General features: G+C 49.3%; 23 protein-coding genes and 1 pseudogene. 8 read left to right on the forward strand and 16 right to left on the reverse strand.

Annotated elements, in window-relative coordinates:
- The first annotated feature begins 119 nt into the window (after positions 1-119).
- From VPH40_RS15810 to VPH40_RS15845, 8 genes are all read left to right on the forward strand, one after another.
- Positions 120-1,538: a mannose-1-phosphate guanylyltransferase/mannose-6-phosphate isomerase gene (locus tag VPH40_RS15810; protein WP_328573926.1), complete on the forward strand. Its 1,419-nt coding sequence runs from the start codon at positions 120-122 to the stop codon at positions 1,536-1,538.
- 77 nt (positions 1,539-1,615) lie between these two features.
- Positions 1,616-3,079 (forward strand): undecaprenyl-phosphate galactose phosphotransferase WbaP, encoded by a 1,464-nt coding sequence (wbaP, locus tag VPH40_RS15815; RefSeq protein WP_099666304.1) that lies wholly within the window; start codon positions 1,616-1,618, stop codon positions 3,077-3,079.
- A gap of 91 nt (positions 3,080-3,170) precedes the next feature.
- Positions 3,171-4,250, forward strand: coding sequence for a dTDP-glucose 4,6-dehydratase (rfbB, locus tag VPH40_RS15820; RefSeq protein WP_099666303.1), 1,080 nt, complete (start codon positions 3,171-3,173; stop codon positions 4,248-4,250).
- Positions 4,250-5,143 carry a glucose-1-phosphate thymidylyltransferase RfbA gene (gene rfbA / locus VPH40_RS15825; protein WP_251350080.1) on the forward strand — a complete coding sequence of 298 codons (894 nt, stop codon included), beginning with the start codon at positions 4,250-4,252 and terminating at the stop codon, positions 5,141-5,143. The genes rfbB and rfbA overlap by 1 nt, the downstream gene beginning before the upstream one ends.
- 24 nt (positions 5,144-5,167) lie before the next feature.
- Positions 5,168-5,713 carry a dTDP-4-dehydrorhamnose 3,5-epimerase gene (gene rfbC / locus VPH40_RS15830; RefSeq protein ID WP_099666301.1) on the forward strand — a complete coding sequence of 182 codons (546 nt, stop codon included), beginning with the start codon at positions 5,168-5,170 and terminating at the stop codon, positions 5,711-5,713.
- 41 nt (positions 5,714-5,754) lie between these two features.
- Positions 5,755-6,627, forward strand: coding sequence for a dTDP-4-dehydrorhamnose reductase (rfbD, locus tag VPH40_RS15835; protein WP_099666300.1), 873 nt, complete (start codon positions 5,755-5,757; stop codon positions 6,625-6,627).
- 361 nt (positions 6,628-6,988) lie between these two features.
- Positions 6,989-8,077, forward strand: a complete 1,089-nt coding sequence (locus VPH40_RS15840; RefSeq protein WP_328573927.1) for an acyltransferase — start codon at positions 6,989-6,991, stop codon at positions 8,075-8,077.
- Positions 8,078-8,199: 122 nt separating this feature from the next.
- Complete coding sequence (locus VPH40_RS15845) at positions 8,200-9,297, forward strand: glycosyltransferase family 9 protein (protein ID WP_328573928.1); 1,098 nt, start codon at positions 8,200-8,202, stop codon at positions 9,295-9,297.
- Between the two features lie 164 nt (positions 9,298-9,461).
- Here VPH40_RS15845 and VPH40_RS15850 read toward each other — a convergent pair whose 3' ends face one another.
- The 16 genes and pseudogenes from VPH40_RS15850 to VPH40_RS15925 form a co-directional block, all read right to left on the reverse strand.
- A complete protein-coding gene (locus tag VPH40_RS15850; RefSeq protein ID WP_328573929.1) occupies positions 9,462-9,698 on the reverse strand; it encodes a hypothetical protein in 237 nt (78 codons plus the stop codon).
- A complete protein-coding gene (locus tag VPH40_RS15855) occupies positions 9,686-9,937 on the reverse strand; it encodes an adenylyltransferase/cytidyltransferase family protein (protein WP_328573930.1) in 252 nt (83 codons plus the stop codon). Before VPH40_RS15855 ends, VPH40_RS15850 begins: the two co-directional genes overlap by 13 nt.
- Before the next feature lie 52 nt (positions 9,938-9,989).
- Positions 9,990-10,170 (reverse strand): annotated as a pseudogene (locus tag VPH40_RS15860) (D-glycero-beta-D-manno-heptose-7-phosphate kinase); the annotation flags it as partial.
- Positions 10,171-10,184: 14 nt separating this feature from the next.
- Positions 10,185-10,766: an SIS domain-containing protein gene (locus tag VPH40_RS15865; RefSeq protein WP_077408748.1), complete on the reverse strand. Its 582-nt coding sequence runs from the start codon at positions 10,764-10,766 to the stop codon at positions 10,185-10,187.
- An 84-nt stretch (positions 10,767-10,850) separates the two neighbouring features.
- The gene (locus VPH40_RS15870) at positions 10,851-11,837 is read right to left on the reverse strand and encodes a glycosyltransferase family 4 protein (protein ID WP_328573931.1); all 987 of its coding nucleotides are present in this window, start codon (positions 11,835-11,837) and stop codon (positions 10,851-10,853) included.
- 4 nt (positions 11,838-11,841) lie between these two features.
- Positions 11,842-13,185: a hypothetical protein gene (locus VPH40_RS15875; protein ID WP_305054184.1), complete on the reverse strand. Its 1,344-nt coding sequence runs from the start codon at positions 13,183-13,185 to the stop codon at positions 11,842-11,844.
- Between the two features lie 190 nt (positions 13,186-13,375).
- Positions 13,376-14,257 carry a glycosyltransferase family 2 protein gene (locus VPH40_RS15880; protein WP_099666294.1) on the reverse strand — a complete coding sequence of 294 codons (882 nt, stop codon included), beginning with the start codon at positions 14,255-14,257 and terminating at the stop codon, positions 13,376-13,378.
- Positions 14,254-15,387, reverse strand: coding sequence for an NAD-dependent epimerase/dehydratase family protein (locus VPH40_RS15885; RefSeq protein ID WP_099666293.1), 1,134 nt, complete (start codon positions 15,385-15,387; stop codon positions 14,254-14,256). Before VPH40_RS15885 ends, VPH40_RS15880 begins: the two co-directional genes overlap by 4 nt.
- Positions 15,384-16,016: an acyltransferase gene (locus VPH40_RS15890; RefSeq protein WP_305054261.1), complete on the reverse strand. Its 633-nt coding sequence runs from the start codon at positions 16,014-16,016 to the stop codon at positions 15,384-15,386. Before VPH40_RS15890 ends, VPH40_RS15885 begins: the two co-directional genes overlap by 4 nt.
- A gap of 6 nt (positions 16,017-16,022) precedes the next feature.
- The gene (locus tag VPH40_RS15895) at positions 16,023-17,039 is read right to left on the reverse strand and encodes a glycosyltransferase family 2 protein (protein ID WP_328573932.1); all 1,017 of its coding nucleotides are present in this window, start codon (positions 17,037-17,039) and stop codon (positions 16,023-16,025) included.
- A 9-nt stretch (positions 17,040-17,048) separates the two neighbouring features.
- The gene (locus VPH40_RS15900; protein WP_305054185.1) at positions 17,049-18,305 is read right to left on the reverse strand and encodes a hypothetical protein; all 1,257 of its coding nucleotides are present in this window, start codon (positions 18,303-18,305) and stop codon (positions 17,049-17,051) included.
- A gap of 177 nt (positions 18,306-18,482) precedes the next feature.
- Positions 18,483-19,808 (reverse strand): lipopolysaccharide biosynthesis protein RfbH, encoded by a 1,326-nt coding sequence (rfbH, locus tag VPH40_RS15905; RefSeq protein WP_077408253.1) that lies wholly within the window; start codon positions 19,806-19,808, stop codon positions 18,483-18,485.
- 30 nt (positions 19,809-19,838) lie between these two features.
- Positions 19,839-20,906, reverse strand: a complete 1,068-nt coding sequence (gene rfbG, locus VPH40_RS15910; RefSeq protein ID WP_099666290.1) for a CDP-glucose 4,6-dehydratase — start codon at positions 20,904-20,906, stop codon at positions 19,839-19,841.
- Positions 20,906-21,676, reverse strand: a complete 771-nt coding sequence (gene rfbF / locus VPH40_RS15915; RefSeq protein ID WP_099666289.1) for a glucose-1-phosphate cytidylyltransferase — start codon at positions 21,674-21,676, stop codon at positions 20,906-20,908. The genes rfbG and rfbF overlap by 1 nt, the downstream gene beginning before the upstream one ends.
- 57 nt (positions 21,677-21,733) lie before the next feature.
- Positions 21,734-22,954, reverse strand: coding sequence for a GumC family protein (locus VPH40_RS15920; RefSeq protein ID WP_328573933.1), 1,221 nt, complete (start codon positions 22,952-22,954; stop codon positions 21,734-21,736).
- Between the two features lie 104 nt (positions 22,955-23,058).
- The gene (locus VPH40_RS15925; RefSeq protein WP_305054186.1) at positions 23,059-24,987 is read right to left on the reverse strand and encodes an SLBB domain-containing protein; all 1,929 of its coding nucleotides are present in this window, start codon (positions 24,985-24,987) and stop codon (positions 23,059-23,061) included.
- Between the last annotated feature and the right edge of the window lie 13 nt (positions 24,988-25,000).

Raw genomic sequence — 25,000 nt, forward strand, 5'->3', positions numbered from 1 at the left:
GACGCGCCAAAGTGCGTGTCTCTCAGGCTCCATGGAGTCCGGAGAAAATACAAAGATTCCTGTAATTTATTAAAAATATTGCTCCCATTGGCAATAATTACATTTACATTGAAGCATAAATGACTATTCCCCTCGTACCGGTAATTCTTTGTGGTGGTTCCGGCACACGTTTATGGCCGCTTTCGCGCGAGGTATTCCCGAAACAGTTTCTGCGCTTGTCCACTCAGGGCAGCATGCTGCAACAAACGCTGCAGCGCCTGGCAGGCATAGACACCGTGTCGCCAGCACTGCTGGTATGCAACGAATCCTCGCGTTTTGTTGTCGCAGAGCAAGTGCGTGAGATCGGTCTGGAAAATAGCCGCATGCTGCTTGAACCCATGCGCCGCAATACGGCTCCAGCAATCGCCTCGGCAGCCTTGCATGCGATGGAGAGTGGTGAGGATCCGCTCCTGCTGGTGCTGCCTTCGGACCACGTCATTCTGGACGCCCCGGCCTTCCATCGCGCCGTCGCGCTGGCGCGTACTGCAGCAGAGGCAGGTCAGTTGCTGACGTTCGGCATCACGCCAACGGGACCAGAGACAGGATACGGCTATATTCGCGTCGAGGGCGCTGCAAGCGGGCAAGTCCAACGCGTGCTTGAATTCGTGGAAAAGCCGGCCCTGACGCTCGCGGAACAATATGTCGCCAGCGGCGACTACTTCTGGAACAGCGGTATGTTCCTGTTCCGCGCCAGCCGCTACCTGGAAGAGTTGGCGTGCTTCCAACCCGCTGTTCTGGCAGCTTGCCGCGCTGCCATCAGCGCCGCGAAAAGCGACCTCGACTTCATTCGCCTGGACAAGGATGCCTACGCCGCCAGTCCCGATATCGCCGTGGACTACGCCGTCATGGAGCGCACCAGCCATGCTTCGACCGTCGCCCTCGATGCAGGCTGGAATGATATCGGTTCCTGGAAAGCCGTACTCGACGTGGCGGAAAAGGATGCCAGCCAGAATAGCACCCAGGGCGATGTAGTGATCCAGGATTGCAACGATTGCCTGGTACACAGCACTAGCCGCCTGGTCACCGCCATTGGCATGCGCAATACCGTCATCGTGGAAACCGCCGATGCCGTGCTGGTCATGGATGCGGATCAGGCACAACAAACGAAAACCATGGTCGCGCAATTGGTCGACAGGCAGCGCCCCGAGGCCACCATGCACCGTGAAGTCTTCCGTCCGTGGGGTTCCTATGATTCCATCGGCAATGGCGAGCGCTTCCAGGTCAAGCGGATCACCGTCAAGCCTGGCGCCAAGCTGTCATTGCAAATGCATCACCACCGCGCCGAGCACTGGATCGTGGTCTCCGGCACTGCCCAGATCACGAATGGCGACAAGGAATATTTGCTGACCGAAAACCAGTCTACCTATATTCCCCTCGGCGTCGTCCACTCGCTGGCCAACCCGGGCAAGCTGCCGCTGGAATTGATTGAAATTCAATCGGGTAGCTACCTTGGGGAAGACGACATTGTCCGCTTTGAAGACCGCTACGGCCGCACTTGACCGAGCAGATACGTAAGCACCATGCATACGGCACCACAAGAATTTACACCGAAGTTTATAAGGTTTAGCAAGTCATCATGAAACCAATCGAAGGCATCTTTGTACAAGAAATAAAATGGTATTGCAGCAGCAGGGTAGAAAAATATTTCCTCACCTTTGCCGATGCGTTAGCCATGTTCACGGCATTCTGGCTCGCCGGCACATGGACCCTCGATGGCGGCGATTTGAACAACTGGGGCTTGGATAGCTCACGCCTGCTCAGTTACAGCCTGCTATCCGTGGTCACTGTGGCGATCTTCAAGCTGAAGGGCCATCATGCCAAACGCCGCCCGTACTCGAATGAAATCAAGGAACTGCTGAAGATCGCCATGGTCATGGGCCTGATCGACGCGGCCCTGGTCTTCCTCGACAAGCGCGACTCTTCGCGCGAGGCACTGTTGGCCACCTGGCTGCTGGTGCCATGCTGTGTCCTGCTGCTGCGCGGCATGGTCAAATACCTGCTGATGAAAGCTGGCGGCTGGATACGCCCCATGGTCATCATCGGATGGGGTGACAATGCCTTGCAAACAGCGCGGGCCTTCGATGAGGAAGCATTAATGGGCTATCGCCTGATTGCCTTCCTGATCCCCGAAGGCCAAGGCCGCCTGGAGCAACACTACGTGAACCGTAGCAAACAGGCGGTGCCGTGCATTCCGCTTGGTGTCAATCCTGAAGAAACGCTCAAGCTGCTGGGTGATCCGCATGCAGTTGTCGCTCTGGAGCAAGGCGGCATCGATGCCTATCAGGGCATGATCCAGCAAGTCAGCCGTTGCGTTGCCAATATGCAAGTGGTACCTGCCGTACGCGGCCTGCCCCTGTATGGCATGGAGGTCAACCATTTCTTTACACATGAGGTGCTGCTGCTGACCATGCGCAACAACCTGGCACGGCCAGGTTTACAAATGATCAAGCGCTGCTTTGATCTGACGACGGCGATCGCCGTGATGGTCGTCGGGGCGCCCATCCTGCTGTGGATCGCCGCCAAGGTCATGGCCTCTGGCCGCCCCATCTTCTACGGCCACAAACGTGTGGGGCAGAATGGCAAGCATTTTCTCTGCTACAAATTCCGTACCATGGCCGTAAATGCAGACGTCTTGCTGAAAGAATTGCTGGAGCGCGACCCTGAAGCCCGTGCCGAGTGGGACCGTGATTTCAAACTGAAGAACGACCCTCGCATCACCTCGATCGGCCACTTCCTGCGCCGGACCAGTCTTGATGAATTGCCGCAGCTATGGAACGTACTGAAAGGCGAAATGAGCCTGGTCGGGCCGCGCCCGGTTGTTGATGCGGAACTGGAGCGTTATGGCCCCCAAGTAGACTATTACCTGGAAGCGAAACCCGGCGTCACGGGTCTATGGCAAGTCAGCGGCAGGAACGACGTCAGCTATGATACGCGCGTTTATCTGGATGCATGGTATGTCAAGAACTGGTCTTTATTCAATGACATTGTTATTCTACTGAAAACGGTTAAAGTCATTTTCAAGAAAGATGGCGCGTATTAACTACATGATCAAATAAAATTTCAAATAATTTCATTTCGGAAATAGAAGAGTGAAGCATCGTGACGATGTTCAAGTAAAAAAGGATAACAACATGATTTTAGTGACTGGCGGCGCCGGCTTCATCGGCTCCAACTTTGTACGCGACTGGCTGGCGCTCAACGACGAGCCCGTGATCAATTTTGACAAACTGACCTATGCTGGCAATCTCAGCAATCTGGCCAGCCTGGAGCAAGACCCGCGGCATATCTTTGTGCGTGGCGATATTTGCGATACCGCTCACATCTCGCGCCTGCTGGCAGAACACCAGCCACGCGCCATCGTGCATTTTGCCGCAGAGAGCCATGTCGATCGCTCGATCCATAGCCCCGGCGAATTCATTTCGACCAACGTCAACGGTACCTTCAGCCTGCTGGAAGCGGCACGCGCCTATTGGAGCGGCTTGACGGGCGAAGCCAAGGATGGATTCCGCTTCCTGCACGTCTCGACCGACGAAGTGTATGGCACCCTGGGACCGAATGATCCGCCATTCACGGAAACGACGCCGTATGCGCCAAACAGCCCCTACTCGGCATCGAAAGCGGCGTCCGATCATCTGGTGCGTGCGTATTTCCATACGTATGGCATGCCCGTGCTGACGACCAACTGTTCGAACAACTATGGCTCCTTCCATTTCCCGGAAAAACTGATTCCGCTCATCATCAGCAACGCCCGCGCCGGCAAGGCCTTGCCTATCTATGGCGATGGCATGCAAGTGCGCGACTGGCTGTACGTGGGCGACCACTGCTCGGCGATTCGCCGCGTCCTGGAGGCAGGTCGTCTGGGCGAGGTCTACAACGTGGGCGGCTGGAATGAAATGGCCAATCTGGAAGTCGTGCATACCTTGTGCGACATCCTCGATACGCTCGATCCCAAGGCGTCCGGCAGCTATCGCGAACAAATCACCTATGTACAGGATCGCCCTGGCCACGACCGCCGCTATGCCATCGACGCACGCAAGATCGAGCGCGAACTGGGCTGGAAGCCAGCCGAAACCTTCGCCACCGGCATCCGCAAGACCGTTCAATGGTACCTGGACAACCAGGCCTGGGTACGCGATGTCCAGTCGGGTGACTACCTCAAGTGGGTAGAGAAAAACTACGCGGCACGCGACACGGCCAAGGAGCAGCAATAATGGCAACACCCATCGAACGCAAGGGCATCATCCTGGCTGGCGGTTCCGGCACGCGCCTGTACCCTGTCACCATGGCCGTCTCGAAGCAACTGCTGCCCGTATATGACAAGCCGATGATCTACTATCCGCTGACCACCCTGATGCTGGCCGGCATACGCGATATCCTGATCATTTCCACGCCACAAGATACGCCGCGCTTCCAGGAGTTGCTGGGCGATGGCAGCCAGTGGGGTATCAGCCTGACCTATGCCGTGCAGCCCAGCCCGGATGGCCTGGCACAGGCGTTCATCATCGGCAAAGAGTTTGTCGGCGATGCACCATCGGCGCTGATTCTGGGTGACAACATCTATTACGGTCACGACTTTGAATCGCAGTTGCGCGAGGCCTCGGCGCGCACCAGCGGCTCGACCGTGTTTGCCTATCATGTCACCGATCCGGAACGCTATGGCGTCGTCGATTTCGATGCACAACGCCGGGCCATCAGCATTGAAGAAAAGCCGCTCAAGCCAAAATCGAACTACGCCGTCACCGGCCTGTATTTCTACGATAGCCAGGTGTGCGATATCGCCGCCGGCATCGCCCCGTCACCACGTGGCGAGTTGGAAATCACGGATGTCAACCGTACTTATCTGGAGCGCGGGCAGTTGAACGTAGAACTGATGGGGCGCGGCATGGCCTGGCTCGACACCGGCACGCATGAATCCCTGCTCGAAGCGGGCCAATTCATCGCCACCATCGAGAACCGTCAGGGCTTGAAAGTTGCTTGCCCTGAAGAAATCGCCTACCGCCGTGGCTACATCGATGCAGCCACGCTCGAAGCATTGGCACAACCCTTGAAAAAGAACGCTTACGGTCAATACCTGCTGCGCTTGCTCGAAGAAAAAATATACTAAAGCCTGAACGGCTCATTTCACACCATGCAAATTCAAACCACCGCCATACCGGACGTCCTGATCCTTGAACCCACCGTGTTCGGCGATGACCGGGGCTTTTTCTACGAAAGCTTCAATCAGAAGCGCTTTGCCGAACTGACCGGCGTCACGCGCGATTTCGTGCAAGACAATCATTCCAAGTCGGCCAAGGGCGTGTTGCGCGGCCTGCACTACCAGATCCAGCAACCGCAAGGCAAGCTGGTGCGTGTGACCGCTGGCGAAGTCTTCGACGTCGCCGTCGACCTGCGCAAAAGCTCGCCGACGTTTGGCCACTGGATAGGCGTGACCTTATCAGCGGCCAATAAACGCCAGTTGTGGATACCAGAAGGCTTTGCCCACGGTTTTGTGGTCACCAGCGACAGCGCCGAGTTCCTGTACAAGACGACCGACTACTGGGCACCGGAGTTCGAACGCAGCCTCCTGTGGAACGATCCAGCCATCGGTATCGACTGGCCGCTCGATGGCGAACCACTGCTGTCTGGCAAAGATAAAGTCGGTACCTTGCTGGCCAATGCCGACGTTTTTGCCTGACCGTTACCGACCAATCTGACACACTGGAACAAAACTATTTCATGAGCCGTATTTTAATCACAGGAAAAACCGGCCAGGTCGGTTACGAACTAGAACGCAGCCTGCAGGGCCTGGGCGAGATCATCGCGGTGGACCGCAGCCAGATGGACCTGGCTGACCTGGACCAGGTGCGCGACGTCATCCGCCGCATCAAGCCGACGCTGATCGTCAACCCGGCAGCCTATACGGCGGTCGACAAGGCTGAAAGTGAACCGGAACTGGCGCTGCGAATCAATGGCGAAGCGCCGGGTGTCATGGCGGAAGAAGCAAAGAAACTGGGCGCTGCGATGATCCATTACAGCACCGATTACGTCTTTGACGGGTCGAAAGACGGTGCCTACGTCGAAACCGATCCGACCTGCCCCGTGAATGCGTATGGCAGCAGCAAGCTGGCCGGCGAAAAGGCGATCCAGGCGACCGGCATCCCGCATCTGATCCTGCGCACCAGCTGGGTTTACAGTACGCACGGCAAGAACTTTCTGCTGACCATGCTCCGTCTGGCCCAGGAACGTGACGAACTGAGTATCGTTTCCGACCAGTTCGGCGCGCCGACATGGAGCCGCACCATTGCCGATACCACGGCGCATATCGTGGCGCAAAGCCTGGCCACGGCTGACCGACAAGGATGGTGGGAAGAACGTTCGGGCCTGTACCATTTGACGGCCCAAGGAAAGACAAGCTGGTTTGGCTTTACCGAAGCGATCATGGCACATACGTCGGTTCAGAAAAAACCCCGCGTGAAACCGATTCTGGCGCGCGACTATCCGGTACCAGCAAAGCGGCCGAACAATTCAGTACTATCGTCGCAGCGTCTTATCAATACCTTCTGTAGTTTGCCGCAGTGGCAAGATGCGCTGAAACTGTGCCAGGATTGAGCTCGACCCAATTCCGTTTTGCATACTCAGTGCAAAGTCCGCGCGGCCCACGGAGGTAGCTCAAGCAGCGACGCCATCTTGGAGCCACGTGCTCGGGATGTATCTTCGCATGCGCTGACAGCAATCTTTTCACGTTGAGCAATGCTAACGAGCACTACGGCGTAGTGTATGACTCAAATGAGTTTGCGCCAGAACGCGCATCGGCAGCAACGATCTGGCGATACATGGGCGTAATCGCCAGGTCAGCCAATACAGAGGACCGTGAAGTTGCTATCTGCCCCCGTATTGGCCCATTCATTTTTTTATCATCTCCCTCTCGTGATTTTTCCGTCTCAAAAATCAACAATTAACTTCATTTTCCATGATAAAAAAATCCCTAAGCAATGAACAATCTTTGAGACTACAACTATTGCGTTTCCCTTTGATTGTTGGCGTCGTTTTCATTCATGTGTATGGCGCCACATTGATGTTTTCCGGGATCGCCACTGGAGCAGGTGAGAAGAATCATATTAGCGATTTCATTCAATCTGTTATTTCACAGGAAATTGCACGTTGCGCCGTCCCCCTTTTTTTTCTCATCTCTGGCTATTTATTCTTTCATGACACACAATGGTCAACCGAAAGCTACGTCAAGAAAATCATCTCCCGCACCCGCACACTATTGTTTCCATTTCTTTTCTGGAACATTTTGACGTTACTGATTTTTTTTCTCGCACAGTCAGTTCCGGCAACACTGTCATACTTCTCCGGCAATAAAACATTAATCGCCAATTATAGTTTCTTCGACTACCTCAATGCAATCTTCGGGCTTACCAGATATCCTATTTCCTATCAATTTTGGTTCATCCGAGATTTGATGATATTGGCTCTATTGACACCATTGATACATTTCTCCCTCAAATGGCTGCCAAAAACTGTGCTTGGAGCACTATTTGTTCTGTGGTTTTTGAATATTGGAGAAAACAGTTCTGAATCAGCATTCTTTTTCGTACTTGGCTGTTATTTCGGCATATATTCACAAAGCATCTTCTTGCTTGACCAGCCAATCTCAAAATCTCTAATGCCAACGCTAATAATTTATACTCTTCTGATCATCGCCAATGCATTATTCCTGGAAGTACCAAGTTATCAATACATGCACAAGACTGGCATTATTCTCGGGATACCGATCATCTTGTATCTGACGCAACCGGCGTTGTCCCTTCCTCGTCTGAAAAAAATGCTTATTGCTCTTGGATCCACCAGTTTCTTTTTATATGCCATGCATGAACCGACACTTACTGTATTCAAAAAAATATCGTATAAATTAATCCAGCCAGAACATAACTCATCAATTATTTTTATCTATTTCTTCTCGGCAATCATTACCATCATCACATCCATAGCTCTACATAAAATACTAATAAAAACATTCCCAAAATTTACTGCCGCAATTACTGGCGGCAGGTAATTAATCATCATTCAAAAACAAACGACACAAACAGCACCGCAACAATGTAATTCTTAATTTTCCTATATTCATTGCAACAGCCCCTCACTCTTTTAATCTTACGTTTACTATATTGAATTCTCATGGAACGCGGAAATACAAAACTGAAATTTTTTGACAAATATCTCGGGCCTGTCCTATTACTCGCTCTGACCCCCTTGCGTTTATTTCGCACCAGGCAAGTGCCAAAGTTAATCAATTCGGTTGCATTGCTGAAAACAGCAGCCATTGGCGATACCGTGTTGCTATCCGCAGCCATCACCGATCTACGTGTCGCCAATCCAGATATGAAAATTGTTCTGTTCACCGGCGCCTCAAATTTTGAGTTTGCCAAGCTGTTATCGGGCGCTGACCAGATTGTCAAGCTACCGCTGACCAATCCTTTCGCCTGCGTCAAAATCATACGCTCCCATCAAATCGACATTTTTATTGACTTCGACTCGTGGCCACGTATCAGTGCTCTACTCGCAGCACTGTCGCGTGCAAAAATACGGATTGGCTTCAACACATCGCAGCAATATCGCCACTTCATGCAAGACATCCCCGTACTTCACCGTAATGACCAGCATGAACTGGAGAACTATCGCGACTTGCTTGGAGTGATTGGCCTGAATGCTGAAAATTTGCCGCAGCAATTACAGCACTCTTGGAAAGAAGGTGGAAACACCATCGTCTTCCATATGTGGCCAAGTGGCACCCAGAGTCATCTGAAAGAATGGCCGGCCGAAAAATGGCACACTCTTGCGAACGAATTGCTATTACTGGGAAATTACTCGTTCGTATTGACTGGGGGACGAGAAGACATTTCCGGCTGCGAAGCTTTTCTAGCAACCCTGCCGGCGTCACTGCGCCCGCGATTTATCAGTCACGCGGGTACATCTTTCAGCAACACACTATCGTTGTTACAGCAAGCTGCGCTGTTGGTCAGCGTCAATACAGGCATCATGCATGTGGGGGCGGCAATGGGAGTGCCAACTGTTGGCCTGCACGGCCCGACGGACCCGAGACGTTGGGGGCCTGTCGGTCCACGTACTCGCTCAGTCGTCAGTAAAAGCAAAGGTGCAGGGACCTTGAATCTGGGCTTTGAATACACTCTTGAAACCGATTACATGAGCGGCATCGACGACGGTGACGTCATAAATGCCAGCCGTGAACTGCTTTGCTGGACAGCAAGCAACTGATCAGGTCAACCAGGTGCATGCCAGCGATGTGAAGTGAAGCACAGGTAGCAACACTTCACTTCCTGTCTTGAACACATAGGTCAGGCTTGCTGCCGTAAGAATAGCAGCCAGTAGCGCTGCAGCCTGCCCCTAGAATGCAAGGAGGGAGCGTCAATAGCGGAGAGTTACCAGACTCGCGTCAATTTGGAACGGTCGAGTATCTTTGTAGTCAAATATCCAGTATGGAATTCCAGCGCGATAACTTTGCCACCTGCATTTTTAACCGTATCATAGCCAACGATTTTTTCAGGAACATAATCACCGCCCTTGAGCAAGATGTCGGGCACCAACAGATTGATCAAACGCTCGGGTGTACTCTCCGAAAATTGGACCACCCAGTCGACGCTTTTCAACCCCGCCAAGACTTGCATCCGGTCAGAGCAATGATTAGTTTAACCGATGCAACTTCATTGACAGCCACTACTAACAAGTCGCCCAACAACTTTGCAGCGGCCAGATAGCGGACATGCCCAACATGCAGAATATCGAAGCAGCCATTGGTAAATACAATGCGTTTTCCCGCCGCCTTTGCTTCGAGTACCCGTTGTAATAAGTCCCCTTCCCGCAACACCAACGAGGGCTCACCACCAGATAGATGCATGACACGCTCAAGCTCCAGTGACGTCACAGTCGCGGTACCGAACTTCCCTCACTGCAACATTGGCTGCACCGCCCGGACGCAAGTCGTCCTTGGCAATATTAACCAGTGGCACTGGCGCCTCTGATGATATGCGGCCCGTACTGCCAAACCAGTAACGATCCAGCATTAAATCGCCCCTTTACCAGCACCCGCGCACCATTCAATTGCAAACAAGCATTCCCATCATTCGACATAAATACCCTAACAATCAGGACAAACCCAGCTTTTCCTCAATAAGTTCAATAATGATATGTAACATTTTTATATGCAGTTCTTGAACACGATCTGCAAACTGGCCGGCCTTCGTGCAAATACTGACGTCTGCCATGACGTCAAGAGCGCTACCAGCACGCCCTGTCAGGCCAACCACGATCATGCCCTTGTCTTGGGCGGCTTTGACCGCGTTCAAAATGCTCGGGCTGGTACCGCTGGTACTGATTGCCAACACGACGTCTCCTTTACGACCATGACCTTCGATAAAACGCGAGAACACGTAGTCATAGCCATAATCATTCGCCACACAAGTAATGTGGGCTGGATCACTGATGGACATAGCCGCCAGCGCCTTGCGGTTTTTCCTGTAGCGGCCGGATAGTTCTTCAGCAAAGTGAATTGCATCGCACATCGATCCACCGTTACCACAGGAAAGCACCTTACCGTCATTGCGCAACGATTCAACGATCAGATTCGCCGCCCGGTCTACATTTGCAAGCACCACTTCATTGTTGAGCAAGTCACTGAGAGCTGACTGTGCTTCCAGCAAGGAATTTCTGATCAGGGCAATACTCATTAAACACCTTTAAATAAAGAAATTTCAAATAAGCCATTAACTTGCTCTAATTATTGACATGCAATCATTAACAGCCAAAGTTTTTCATACGCTAGCCAAGGCTGCCTGTACCTTGCGGATTGTTTCGTCCCAAGAAAATTTTCTGGCCTGGAGCAAGCCCTTGGTGCACAGGGATCCACGCATGTCGGTATCATTACACAAGGTATAAATACCTTTGGCGATAGACTCGACCGAATCCGGATCTACCAGCAATGCGGCATCGCCCGCTACCTCCGGTAATGAAGTGGTATTCGACGTCAATACCGGAATACCACATGACATCGCCTCAATCACGGGCAAACCAAATCCTTCGTAGAGAGACGGGAAAACCAGTCCTAGCGCTCCGCGATAAAGTCCAGGCAATTCGCTTTCCTCAACCCGTCCGGCAAATACCAGTCGTTCAGAAATTCCCAGCGTCTTCGCCTGAAGCAGTAACTCCTCAGTCGGCTTCCCCGTAAGTACCAGACGAATTTCTGGATCAATATTGGACAATGCAAATGCCTGTAATATGCGTGGCTCATTCTTATGTGGTTTTCGATTGCTTACACTCAACAGATAAGAAAAACCAGGACTATACGGTGCAACATTAACGTTGTATGATGGATCGACTCCATTGCCGACATTAATTACCCTGGAAGGGTTAATGCCCGACCAATCGATAATTCGCTGCCGGGAAAAATCAGAGACGGTTAATACTGCCGAAGCATTATGGCAAGCGCGACGCATAATTATGGTGTAATACAATGTCTTCAGCCAACTGCTATTTTCTGTGCGATCAATATGATTTAGGTCATGAATCGTGAACACAAAGCGGCGCGAAAAAAACAGCGGTGCGTTATAACCTGGACTGAATAAACCGCTCCCTTTTGGAATACGCTTCAATGTTGCCAACCACAAACGCAACGCGTCAAACGGTGCTGAGGGCGAGCCCTCCACCTCCAGATGGGGAAATTTCAGCGCATTGTCCAATACGCGAGCAACCCGGCCAATGCCATGATCCCCAATCCAGCGGGCGTCATAGAAAAATTTCAAAATACTATACCTTCAAAGAATTTTGGTTATCAAGAATTATTACAGACAAGTTTTGGCGTTTGAATACTGCATAAACGGCTGCCATTACTGAGATATGTATCCATAAATATTGACGTAAAATGTTTTGATTAAATTGCAATATCAAAAACTCAAACAGCAGTGCCAGACCCAGACCTTTCAAAATCTGTGCCTGCTCAGGCGGCAATTTTCTGGCTAGGCGCATGGGTTCGACAACGATCATGAAGATATAAATCATGAAGGGAATGAATCCAAAAAATCCGCTGGCAGCTAAAACTTCTGCAAATACTGCATTACCCTCGTATAATTTGACAGTTTCAAAATCGAGACTGGTTACTCCGTGTAACTTGGCAATTCCAGGAGCAATTCCTCCCAAACTTGTGCCAATAATCGGATTATTAAGAAACAGCGTTAAAGTATCACGCAATCCATTCTCACGATCATTGACCGAGTGAGAAGACCCGCCAAATAACCCAACACCTTGAAACAAAAAAGCAATATTGTCGATGCCAATCACATATACGATAGCTGACACCAGGCAAATCAATAGGGCGCTCATGAATAATACGATTTTCGCCAGTTTTCGATCCACTTTTCCGCATGCGAGTTTCACGAAGAAACGTACAGGGTGCTGTAAATACCAAAGAATTATCATCAGCAGTCCCATTCGCGAAGAACTTAGGACTATTGAAAGGGTAATTGTTAAGAAGCAAAATTTCAAAACTCTTCTGGAAAATAATGTATTCTTAACTTCCATAAAATATGCGCAAACAACCCAGCCCATTAACAGATAAGTGGCATAGAAAGATGGTTCATATGAGAATCCATTGATCCTGGCCAAAACACCAGGAATCCACCATTGTTGAACCAGTAAAAAACTACCAAGGCCAATCAATGGAGAAATAAACTGCAGCACCCCATATAATGCAATGGCAACAAAAGAATAAATATACCATCTCATCAGCAGCCTCACCTTTTCCTTACTGGAAAAAATCTGGACGCATGCGAAAATAGTGGCAATATTGATAATTAGCCAGGCAAAATATCCAATACTCCGCTCAGGGAAACTTCCATTGGGAATAAACAATAAAATAAATACTGCCCATAAACACAGCCACTTCAGTCCCAATGGCACAGTAAATTTCTTTTCAAGCATGCTCGCCATCACTATACAAATAGGAAATAGCAAAAATATTTGTGAAATTCTGAAATTTAGACCAAGATTTATAATTAAAAAAATATCGAATGAGGATGTAAAAGCTGCTGCAATAAACAGACCCTGCATCAACCCCATTTGATTATTTTTCTCAAGCAAAAAATAATTTTTCATCTATTTTGCCAAATGCTAATACAACTAAAAATAAATCTGAAAGAAGTGCTGTTGACAACGTCGCCGACTATCATGAGATACATCACAGTCATTTTGGCATGACAATGCTCTCAGTGAATTCTTCAGTAGTGGCATATTGCAATACAGCATATCTTTAAATGGCACTGCTTCTACCACGCAGTGGAAGATATTACATCTTGAAACCATCAAAAATACCTGAGATTAACTTCTTACGTAAATCCAACCTATATAGCTTAAATTTCAAAAACCTTGTCAAAATAAAAAAAGTCAAAGCAACTAACGCTACGAATGCAGGGTAATTTTTCTTTATAAAATATATACGATTTCTCGATCCGAAATATACCGAAAAAGGTGTCATATCCCCTCCGGTACTGCTACTTACTTTGTGCCATACCTGGCCTTCGGGCCAATAATAAACATGAATATTATTCTGGTTACAACGCAGTACAAAATCGGTATCATCGTAGTATACGAAATACCGCTCATCCATGATTCCTACCTTTTCAAATACCGATGCGTGGATCAACATGAAACATGTTGGAGCATAAGCTGTATATTCGGCCATATCATATTGCCCAATATCAGCATCACCTTCGCCTCGATGAATCGTGCTGCCGCGCCACTTCTTAATCTCTCCACCCGCACACCAGATCAATCCAGAGTCGTGAAAGTAGATTTTTGGAACAACTATTTTCTCATCACGTTTTTTCGCCAATGCAAGCATGCGACTCAATAAATCGGCATCTTTAAACTCAATATCGTTGTTAAGAAGCAAGACATATTCACACTGCATTTTCAGTGAAAGTGCAATACCTTGATTATTCGCTTTTGCTACACCGACATTCTGATCATTTTTTATCAACGTAACATTCTGCATGCCAGTCTTTTTTATCAACTCTTGCGACTTTAAAAAAGATAGATCATCTAAACTATTATCAATGATGAATAGCCAATAATCCAAGAATTTTTGACGTGTTAAACTTTCAAAAAAACCAGGCAACACATCAGCACTGTTGAATAAAACAGTTACCAAACCAACTTGAGGGGTCATTTATACAATCCCCGTTTTTTCATTTCTTCGATGCTTGACTCGTAGTTATCCGTCTGTACTTCCTGTTCGTTTACCCAAGCTGTGAAACTAGCAATGCCTTCGCTAAACGGCACTTTAGGTTGAAATCCAAGTAAACGTTTCGCTTTGGCTATATCAGCATAATTGTGACGAATGTCACCGAGACGATAAGCACCGGTCACCTCGATGGGTACTTCCTTGCCAAACAGACCAACCAATGACTTGGCAACAGTGAGTACATCCGTCGCAACGCCAGCTCCGATACCAAATACTTCTCCATTCGCCGCGTCACTCGTCAATGCAAGGGTCGTTGCAGCAACGACATCTTCAATGAATACAAAATCACGGCTCTCCTTACCATCTTCAAAAATACTCAGACCATTTCCATTTTTAATCCGGGTTGAAAAAATCGACAAAATACCGGTATAAGGATTACTCAGGGACTGGCCAGGGCCATAGACATTCTGATAGCGCAAAGCTGTGGCGCCAATTCCGATTGAAGCGCAGACCGTCATTACCATCTGTTCCTGATTTTGTTTGGTAATACCATAAACTGACGATGGATGAATTTTTGAGTCTTCATCGGTAGCAAGCAGCATCAACGGTTCTCCCGTCTTTGGACATAAAGGTTCGAATCGACCTGCTTGCATATCTTCATCCTTGCGTGCACCGGGATAGATAATGCCCAATGCAGAAGAATGATACTTCCCTTCGCCATAAATCGAGCGCGACGACGCTATTACAATTTTTTTGATTTGATATGAACCATTTGCCAATAAATCCAGCATCAAACCCGTACCACCAATATTAACATCTACGTAACGGCGTATTTCATACATGGATTGCCCAGTACCAGTTTCCGCAGCAAGATGCACAATCGCATCTTGACCAGGTAAAACAGATTCCCAAGCGGCGCGGTCCGTAACAGACCCAAGTACAAAATTTGTTTTGTCTTTGATACTGCGATACAGCATTGATGTTACGGCTGGATTCGGGCCATGAATTTGTGGGGATAAATTATCCAGAATCGTAACTACATGTCCTGCTTTTATTAATTGCAAAGCAAGATTTGATCCGATAAAACCTGCACCACCTGTTATCAATATATTCATTGCATCTTTACCCACTCGTTTAACTCAAAATTATATTTTTTTATAATCCGCATCGGATTCCCACCAACTATGCAGTAACTTGGTACGTCAGAATTAACTACCGTATGAGCACCAATGATAGAATTTTTTCCGATCCTGGTATTTGGTAGAATTATCGAACCATAGCCGATAAAAACACCATCGCCGATTTCAACATAATTACCTTCACATTGAACTCTGTCTCCAACCTTTATTGAATTATAAATATCATTATAAGGATGATTCACATCAACAATAGCAACATGCCCCGTTATCGAAACATTATTCCCTATCGATATTCTCGAACCACAAACAATGTGTACATTTTGCTCTATATTTACATTATCGCCAATTAACAATTCTGGCTCCCATGCATTATTCTCTCCAACAACTTCCAGTCGAGCCCCCGAACGTATCATCGTATTATTCCCAATTTCTATACATTGAGGATTTCCGATGTAAAGTGGCTTAAATAATAAAGATCGCTTGCCAATTTTCTTAAAAACAAAATTATAATAAATTTTTGTTTTTAAAATAGCCAATATTAGAAAGCATCTATTAACTTTCTCATGGAATGGCAAATGGAGAAATTTAACAATTTTCAAAATCATCACTTATCATCCAATGGAATTGGATATTTTCATCCGTAAAAATTTCATTTTTAAACCAAGATAAAAAGGCAATGCCCTTCCAAAATAACGACATAAAAATAATTTTATTTTGAAAGCCGGCTCTTCAATAAATAAATTTGTCAAACCATGATTTTTTTCAAGCAAATATTTTTTGCACAGGATGTATTGATCCAAACCAATAGCTGCAGATTTCAACAAGCATGATTGGACTCCATTTTTTGCATTCACATTCTCAAGAAATTTATTAATCTGACTTGCACTTAATTTATCTTTTGCAAAATCATGCACATTAAAAATAAAATCAAGATTTCCCAATCTTAATGATGGAGAATATGAAATTGTATTAACTAAGTTGCTTGAATGAAACCGATAGACAGAATTGTTTCCCTTGACAATACCAACATTTCCAAGCAATGCACATTTTAGATACAATTCAGAGTCGCAGGATAAATTATCCGGATTGGAGAATGCATTCAACTCCATCGCTAATCTTCGATTGAATGCCATATTACATAAAGTTGCATCTTGGGGTTTCACTGTACCCCGCGACATAAAAATATCTATACCTGAGACAACATCGGGAAATGGCAAGGAAAGAAATGTACTTTCTTTCTTTGTTTCATCAAAAATAGTACCTTCACCGTACACAAGTACAATGTTTTCGTTTTTCTCTATGCAGCTTAGTACGCTTCTCAAGTAATCATCATTAACAAAATAATCATCATCCGATAAAATAATAAACCACTCCGCGCTAGAGCGATTAAACACTGCCTCTTTCCAATTATTTACCATCCCAATATTTGTTGTATTTTTAAAATACTTAACACGTGGATTCATTAAATATTTCTCGACCACCTCAGAAGTATTATCAATTGAGCAATTATCGGAAATTATTATTTCGAAATCGGCATTCTTTTGGCAGATTACACTACCTATTGTTTGATCAAGATATTTAGCACGATTATAAGTAGGGATAACCACACTAATTTTTGGCAAATGCATAATTTATCTTTATGGAAAATGTTTATTGGTTAATCGCCATGCAAAGGCAGCGTAAAAAATAAAGTTTATGCACTGGGTTAGCAGTCCAGCAATGGCAAGCCACCATACAGAAAAATTATTTGGAATAAATTTTACCGTAACAAAAAAGCTGATAATAAATAATCCATTGACCATCCATAGAATCATGCTGCGCTTTGCGATAACGACGACTCCCGCGAATATTGTTTCTATCGAAATAATTCCTTGCCATGCAGCCAAAGCAAGAAATACAAATTTAATCCCGATAACGCTGTCGGCATCACGTCCTTGAGATAGAATCTCCAGAAGCCATGGCATAATAAACCAAACTAAAAATACTCCCACCATATAAATCGGGAGGGTATTTTTCAAATAAACTTTTACATTGACATAAAATAGTTTTTTATCACGCTCAACCCATGCTTTGGCCTGCCTGGCATGATATATATTGGCTTGCGGTCCTATTGCAACGCCCGCCAAACCGTCCGAAAACTTCTTGGCATATTGGAAAATGGATATCATTCCTGGCGCCAGATATGAAAGCGCATTGTTTAATATCATTCCGACAAAGAAATTATGAAAGGAATGTCCAATACGCATCGTAAAACTATTTTTTATGAACGAAATGAAAAATTTTGCATCTATATTTTTGGGTAAACTTGCCCATTTGATCAAAATTAATGGATACAACACCAACTGCACCAATATCGAAAAACTGCTCCATTTAGCAAGTTCAACAACATCATGCTCATCAATAAAAATAAAAACAAGCAAACTTAATAATTGACCTAAAGGCAATATCAAGGATAGGCAATAAGATGCACCATAATAGTGATGCACATTCAAGGTGCAGCGCACTACATGAAGCAGCGGCGAAAAAGCTACCTGGATTAGTAATATTAAAAATACGGGGATGGCAAGTTCCTTGGCTTGCCTTCCAAATCCTCCTGCAAATCCATCCATTATTGCATCAACAATTACAAAGCAAACTGCGCTAAATACTAAGCCACTGACTATTGCCCATACAAATGCACCTCCCAAGAAATCAGCAGCATCCTCTTTATTTCTTAGATATATCTCGGTATAAAATACCTGGAACTGCTCTACTCCAATCAGTACCAACAAGCTTAGTATCGCTATAACTCCAACATTCAATAACCAGATATCAGAGTTAATATCCGTACCAAACAGTTTCCATACCAGCACCGAGTTCATCAGGCCAATTCCGGCGCCGAGAACCGCGAGCATGTTGTACTTGAGAAGCATACTAAACGTCGTCTTTCAACTCAAAATCGATATCGAGCGCGGGCAATAATTTTTCATTGCAGGTTTTGACAAAAAAGCTCCGCATCTCATCGAAGCGATCTGGTTGCAAAAAAAGAGTGCTCTGCAAAAGTTCAGCGACGATATGCATACTCAGATGTATCAGAAATTCACGCCAAAGAATTCTTCGATCTTGCTGATCGAGAAATCCATCATTTCGCGGGTCAAGCCTGGGAAGACGCCGATCCACAGCGTGTCGTGCATGATGCGGTCGGTATTCGTCAGCTCGCCCGAAACACGGTAGTTACGCCCGATCATGTACGGCTGGCGCGTCAGGTTGCCGGCGAACAGCAGACGCGTACCGATCTTGTGCTGGTCCAGGAAGGTCAGCAGGCTGACACGGTCCACATTCGCTTCCGGACGCAGGGTGATCGGGAAACCGAACCACGAGGGATCCGAGTTCGGCGTCGCTTCCGGCAGGATCAGGAACTCCGCACAGCTCTGCAGGCCATTTTTCATGTAGTTGAAATTGTCCTTGCGCGCCTGCACGAAACCGGCTGCGCGGTCCATCTGCGCCAGGCCGCAGGCGGCCTGCATGTCGGTAATCTTCAGGTTGTAGCCCAGGTGGCTGTAGGTGTACTTGTGGTCATAGCCGTCCGGCAGCGTGCCCAGCTTGCAGCAGAAGCGCTGGCCGCAGGTGTTGTCCTTGCCTGGCGCGCAATAGCAGTCGCGGCCCCAGTCGCGGAACGATTCGGCAATCGCTTTCAGTTCCGGATTGTTGGTGAACACCGCGCCGCCTTCACCCATGGTGATGTGGTGCGCAGGGTAGAAACTCATGGTGCCGATATCGCCGAAGGTGCCGCACATCTGGCCGTTGTACGTGGCGCCCAGGGCGTCGCAGCAATCTTCCACCAGCCACAGATTGTACTTTTTGCACAGCGCGACGATGACTTCCAGGTTGAACGGATTGCCCAGGGTATGGGCCAGCATGATGGCCTTGGTCTTGTCCGTGATGGCCGCTTCGATTTTGCTGGCGTCAATATTGTAGGTGCCCAGTTCCACGTCGACGAAGACGGGTACCGCACCATATTGCAAAATCGGATTGACGGTGGTCGGGAAACCGGCCGCCACGCCGATGACTTCGTCACCGGGCTGGATGGCGCGCGCGCCGAGTTTCGGCGACGTCAGCGCCGAGAAGGCCACCAGGTTGGCCGACGAGCCGGAGTTCACCGTGATCAGGAATTCGACGCCGATGAACTTGGCCAGACGCTGTTCGAATTCGTCATTGAAACGCCCCGTGGTCAGCCAGGCGTCCAGCGAGGCTTCGACCATCAGGCCCATCTCGGGGGCGCCGACGACTTTGCCGGCCGGTGGAATCACCGTCACGCCCGGCTCGAAGGGTTTCGGCACGCTGGCCAGTGCGCCGTATTGCGCCACCAGGGCAGCGATCTGCTCGCGGATTTGTTGTTGGGTCAGTTGTTCGCTCATGATACAGCCTTCAATTTATTAGGTAATTAATCAGGTATTTTGATAGGTGGCGATTTGCGCCAGCGTCATTGCCCGCATGTCCGCGCCCTGGTCGCAGGCCTTATGCCATTCGACGATCTTGGCGATGGTCTGGCCGATGTCCCAGCGCGGATGCCAGCCCAGCTGGCCGCGTGCCTTGGAACAATCGAGCTTCAGATAGGTCGCCTCATGCGGATGGTCCTGGCCATCGAGCGACCAGGAGGCGCCCGCGCCCCATTCTTGCGTCATGCGCTCGATGATCCATTCGACGGGCTTGGCGTCGGTATCGTGCGGGCCGAAGTTCCAGCCTTCGGCATGCACGGGGCCTGCCGTATACAGCTTTTCCGCCAGGGTCAGATAGCCGCTGAGCGGCTCGAGCACATGCTGCCACGGGCGGATTGCATGGGGATTGCGGATCATTACCGGCTCGCCGGCGCCGATCGCGCGCAGCATATCCGGGATCAGGCGATCCAGCGCCCAGTCGCCGCCGCCGATGACGTTGCCGGCGCGGCCGCTGCCCAGAGCCACGCCGTGTTCGGCGTATTTGTCGGCATGGAAGAAGGAACTGCGGTAGCCGGCTGTCACCAGTTCGGCGCAGCCCTTGCTGTTGCTGTAGGGATCGTAACCGCCCATGGCCTCGTTTTCGCGGTAGCCCCACGGCCATTCGCGGTTTTCATAGCACTTGTCGCTGGTGACGTTCACCACCGCACGCACGCCAGGCGTGGCGCGCACGGCTTCGAGCACATGCACCACGCCCATGACGTTGGTGGAATACGTTTCCACCGGATTGGCGTATGAGTAGCGCACCAGCGGCTGGGCGGCCATGTGAATGACGATGTCCGGGCGCGCAGCGGCCATGGCGCGCTTGACTGCGTCGCCATCGCGCACGTCGCCGATGATCGACTGCATGCCACTGGCCACGTCGGCGACCTCAAACAGGCTGGGGGTGGTCGGTGCCGCCAGCGCATAGCCGGTCACGTCGGCGCCAAGCTGCTGCAGCCACAGGCTCAGCCAGCCACCCTTGAAGCCGGTATGGCCGGTGAGGAAAACACGTTTTCCTTGCCAGAATGCGGGATTCATCAAGCCGCCTTCCAGGGGGCCTTGCCCGATTGCCACAGTTCTTCCAGATGTACCTTGTCGCGCAGGGTATCCATCGGTTGCCAGAAGCCATGATGGAAGAAGGCATGCATTTCGCCTTCCCGCGCCAGGCGCTCCATCGGCGCCTTTTCCCACACGGTACTGTCTTCGGCGATATAGTCGATGACTTGCGGCGACAGCACGAAATAGCCGCCGTTGATCCAGGCGCCATCGCCTTGCGGCTTTTCCTGGAAACTGTTGATCTTGTTGCCATCCAGATTCAGCGCGCCAAAGCGGCCGGGCGGCTGGGTCGCGGTCAGGGTGGCGAGCTTGCCGTGCGCCTTGTGGAAGGCGATCGATTCAGTAATGTTGACATCGCTCACGCCATCGCCGTAGGTGAAACAGAATGCCTCTTCGCCTTCCAGGTAGGGCTGGACACGCTTCAGACGCCCGCCGGTCATGGTCTCGTCGCCCGTGTCGACCAGCGTCACTTTCCACGGCTCGGCATTGCGCGCATGCACTTCCATCTGATTATTCTGCATATCGAACGTCACGTCCGACGTGTGCAGGAAATAATTCGCGAAATATTCCTTGATGACATAGCCCTTGTAGCCGCAACAGATGATGAAATCATTAACACCATGTGCAGAATAGGACTTCATGATATGCCAGAGGATCGGTTTGCCACCAATTTCCACCATCGGCTTGGGCTTTGTTGATGTTTCCTCACTAATACGGGTTCCCAATCCTCCCGCCAGAATAACAGCTTTCATTTAATTCCCTTACTCTTCAATTTACTACCCGCAGGCAGGCCCAGGCATACCCGCTATTCAATTATTTTTTCCCGCCCAAGCATTTTTCAGAGCGCTCCAACGATATTTGCTGCCCTCATCATGAGCAGACCGCAAATATGCATCACGCATCAATGCCAAAAACAATGCCAAGAATCCACCACCGACAAATCCCAAAATAATAATAATCATTTTTTTCGGTTTTGATTTTTTTTCTGCCGGTACTGCACTATCGAGAATTTGTATGTTCGACGATTCTTTGGCCTCGTCTATTTTTGCCAACTCATACTGTTTTGACAGCAATTCAAATATGGTTTCCTGATATTTAACATTACGCAAGCTTCGTATATATTCAACCCCCACCTCAGGAATCTTTCCGGTTGGCACCATCAAATCGCCGTCCTTGGATGATTTCCCTGTTTTCAATCTACCAAGTTGAGCTTGATATCCTTGTATTTCCCCCTGCAAACGCATAAGATCTGGATTGTTATTTGTTGCAAAGCTCCGCATTGCATTCAGTTGCACTTCTTTGGCTGCAATCGTTCCTTCCAACTGGGCAACGTTACGGATAATGCCCTCGACTTGTCCATCCAATTGCAGCATGCCAGTACTTTCCTGTGTCTTGCGCAAAGCAATTTCGGCATTCGCCAAGTCGTCTTTAACCGCGACTAACTGTTTTTCAAAAAACAGGCGGCGCTGCGCAGCATCGGTTATCGCAAGGCCCTTGGTCAAATTCGACAGCTCAATGACAAAGGCATTGGCTATTTGGGCCGCAAATTTCGGATCTTTATCTTCGACAAGCACAGAAATAGTTCCGGCTTTATCATTAACGACAGTCGCCATGCCGTCCAATTTCTTGCGCGCCTCGTCTAATGTTTCCACATCAAAGCGTGTTTTCAAATCAAATTGACTTATCAGTTTGTCTGCGATGGTTCGACTTTGCAACATGGCAACATACAAATCATTAGGATTTTTCAACCCTGCAATGCCGCCGGCGGCTCCAGCCAGCCCGCCAAGCTGTCCCAACATGGCAGAGACTCCCGAGCTTTGCTGCTGAGGAGGTAAAATGACTGCTGTCGATAAAAAAGTCGGCTTAATCAGGAATGCAACAGCGATTGCGAATACTCCCGTTACCAACGGCACCATAAACAATATTTTTTTTTGCCGGGCAAGTGCAGTCAATATATCCAATAAGTGAATTTCATCATTATTTTCATTCATCGGTACGCTCTGCTCTCTATTTTTTAATTGCTCAGACATCTTTTTCTCTCGGTTGATAACCCGTCATATTTTCAGCGTCACCAAGGTTCGTTTGTCTTACGCATATCGCATAACTATCAAGATACCCTGGCATCTACTTGACATTAGTCTTTCAGCACCTTCAAACCAGCCGCACCCAAACCAAACTGATAAAAAATAGCTGTCCATTCCTTCAAGCTCTGCATGAACGTACTGCGTTCGATTTTTTCAGGCACCACGACGGTATCACCCGGATTCAACGCCGTGCCGCCGAGGCCACCGAACCAGCCGGTGCCTTGGCCGCTTTTCGCCGTGCCATCCGCACGAATCACGTACATTTCGGATTTATCCGCATTCGCGGTGATGCCACCAGCTTGCTGTACATAGTCGTTGACCGTGCGCTGTGAGCGATAAACGAACGCGTTTTGCTGGAAGACAGAACCCAGCACATCCACGGTGCCGGGGCGGCGCGGGATCAGGATCGAGTCGCCGTCCTGCAAGGGCAAATCGGGCAGGTTTTTCACTTGCGTATCGACGCCAGGCAAATCGAGCACAATACGGCCTTCGGCCTTGACGGTGCGCAGTTTTTGCACGATGCGGCGCTGCTGCTCGACTTCAGCAGCCGTTTTTGCCGCATTCTCCTTGTCGCCACTCGAGGAGATGCGCTGGGTGGCATTCGATTCCAGGTCGCGCTCAAAGCGGTCGGCCACCTGGTTCAATTTGATTTGCTGGGCGCGGCGTACGGATTCGCGGTTCAATTGGGTGGCGTACAGGTAGCCGTTTTCATTGGCACCACCGACACGGGCGATCAGTTCGCGCAAGGTTTCACCTTTTTTCAGCAAGAAAATACCGCTCTGCTTTGCTTCGCCAGCCACGCGCACGTATTCATTCTGGATTTGTGCCTGGACGGGTACAGCGCCTGGTGCGAACACGCGCAGAATATCGGTAGGCTTGACGGCAATGCCGGCCAACTGGCTGCTGGAAACGCCTTTGTCGGCTACCAGTTCCAGCACGGTTTTATATTGATTGTCGATGTTCTTTTCGACCACGATCTGCTTGGTTTCCGCCGCCGAATCAAAACCGCCGGCCCAGCTCAGTACATCAGCCAGTGTCGCGTTGCCTTTCAACTCGAAGATGGCCGGTTGCTTCACGCTGCCCGTCAAGGCCACCAGCGGGCCCACCTCAGGAATATAGATCACGTCGCCGTCGCGCAAGGTGACGTCACGGCTCTTGTCGCCGTTGACCAGCATGTCATACAGGTCGAACGTGGTGACGGTATCCTTGCCGCGCTTGAGCTGAATACTGCGCATGCTGCCGGTAGCGTCCGGACCGCCCGAGGTAAACAGGGCGTTGAGCAGGGTGCTCATGGAATTGAGGGTATACGTACCGGGACGAACGGCATGGCCAACCACGTAGACCTGCACGGCACGCGTTTGCGCAATGCTCGCAGTCAAGTCGAAATTGGTGTATATCTTGCCGATGGCCTTTTTCAAATAGCCCTGCAAATCCTTGTACTGCACGCCGCTGACCTTGATGGAGCCGACGCGTGGGATGAAAATCGCACCGCTGCGGTCAACCGTGGCGCTGACGTCAATGTCAACCATGCCCCAGCCGCGTACCTGCAACTCGTCACCCGTGCCAATCACGTATTCCTGGTTCACCTGGACACCATCGAGCGGCGCAAAGGTGGACGGCACGTCGCCGAACAGATCCTGGCCAAAGATCCTCAATTTCTTACCGGTCACGCCATCGACATACTCTTCGAAAGCCCCGACTGGCGCATCAACATCAGTACCAGTACCCACAATGCTCCGTTTGCCGTTACTGTTGACGGGGACTTTTTTTGCCTGACGCTGCTCACCACGTCCGCTGCGAATACTGGGCAAACTGCTGCCGCCCATTTCATTCGCCTGTGCACGAGAAATATCCGTGCGGGGCATGTCAGTTACGCCAAGTTCCTGTTCGACGGCATAGGCCGAAGTTGCACCCAGCAGGAAAGCCGAGAAAATCATGTGTTTCACGAAAGGCGGGGGAGTACGAAATTGCTTTTTCATGCTGGTCTTTGTC

The sequence above is a fragment of the Janthinobacterium sp. P210005 genome (assembly GCF_036231865.1).
In the GTDB taxonomy this organism is placed as follows: Bacteria; Pseudomonadota; Gammaproteobacteria; order Burkholderiales; family Burkholderiaceae_D; genus Janthinobacterium; species Janthinobacterium kumbetense.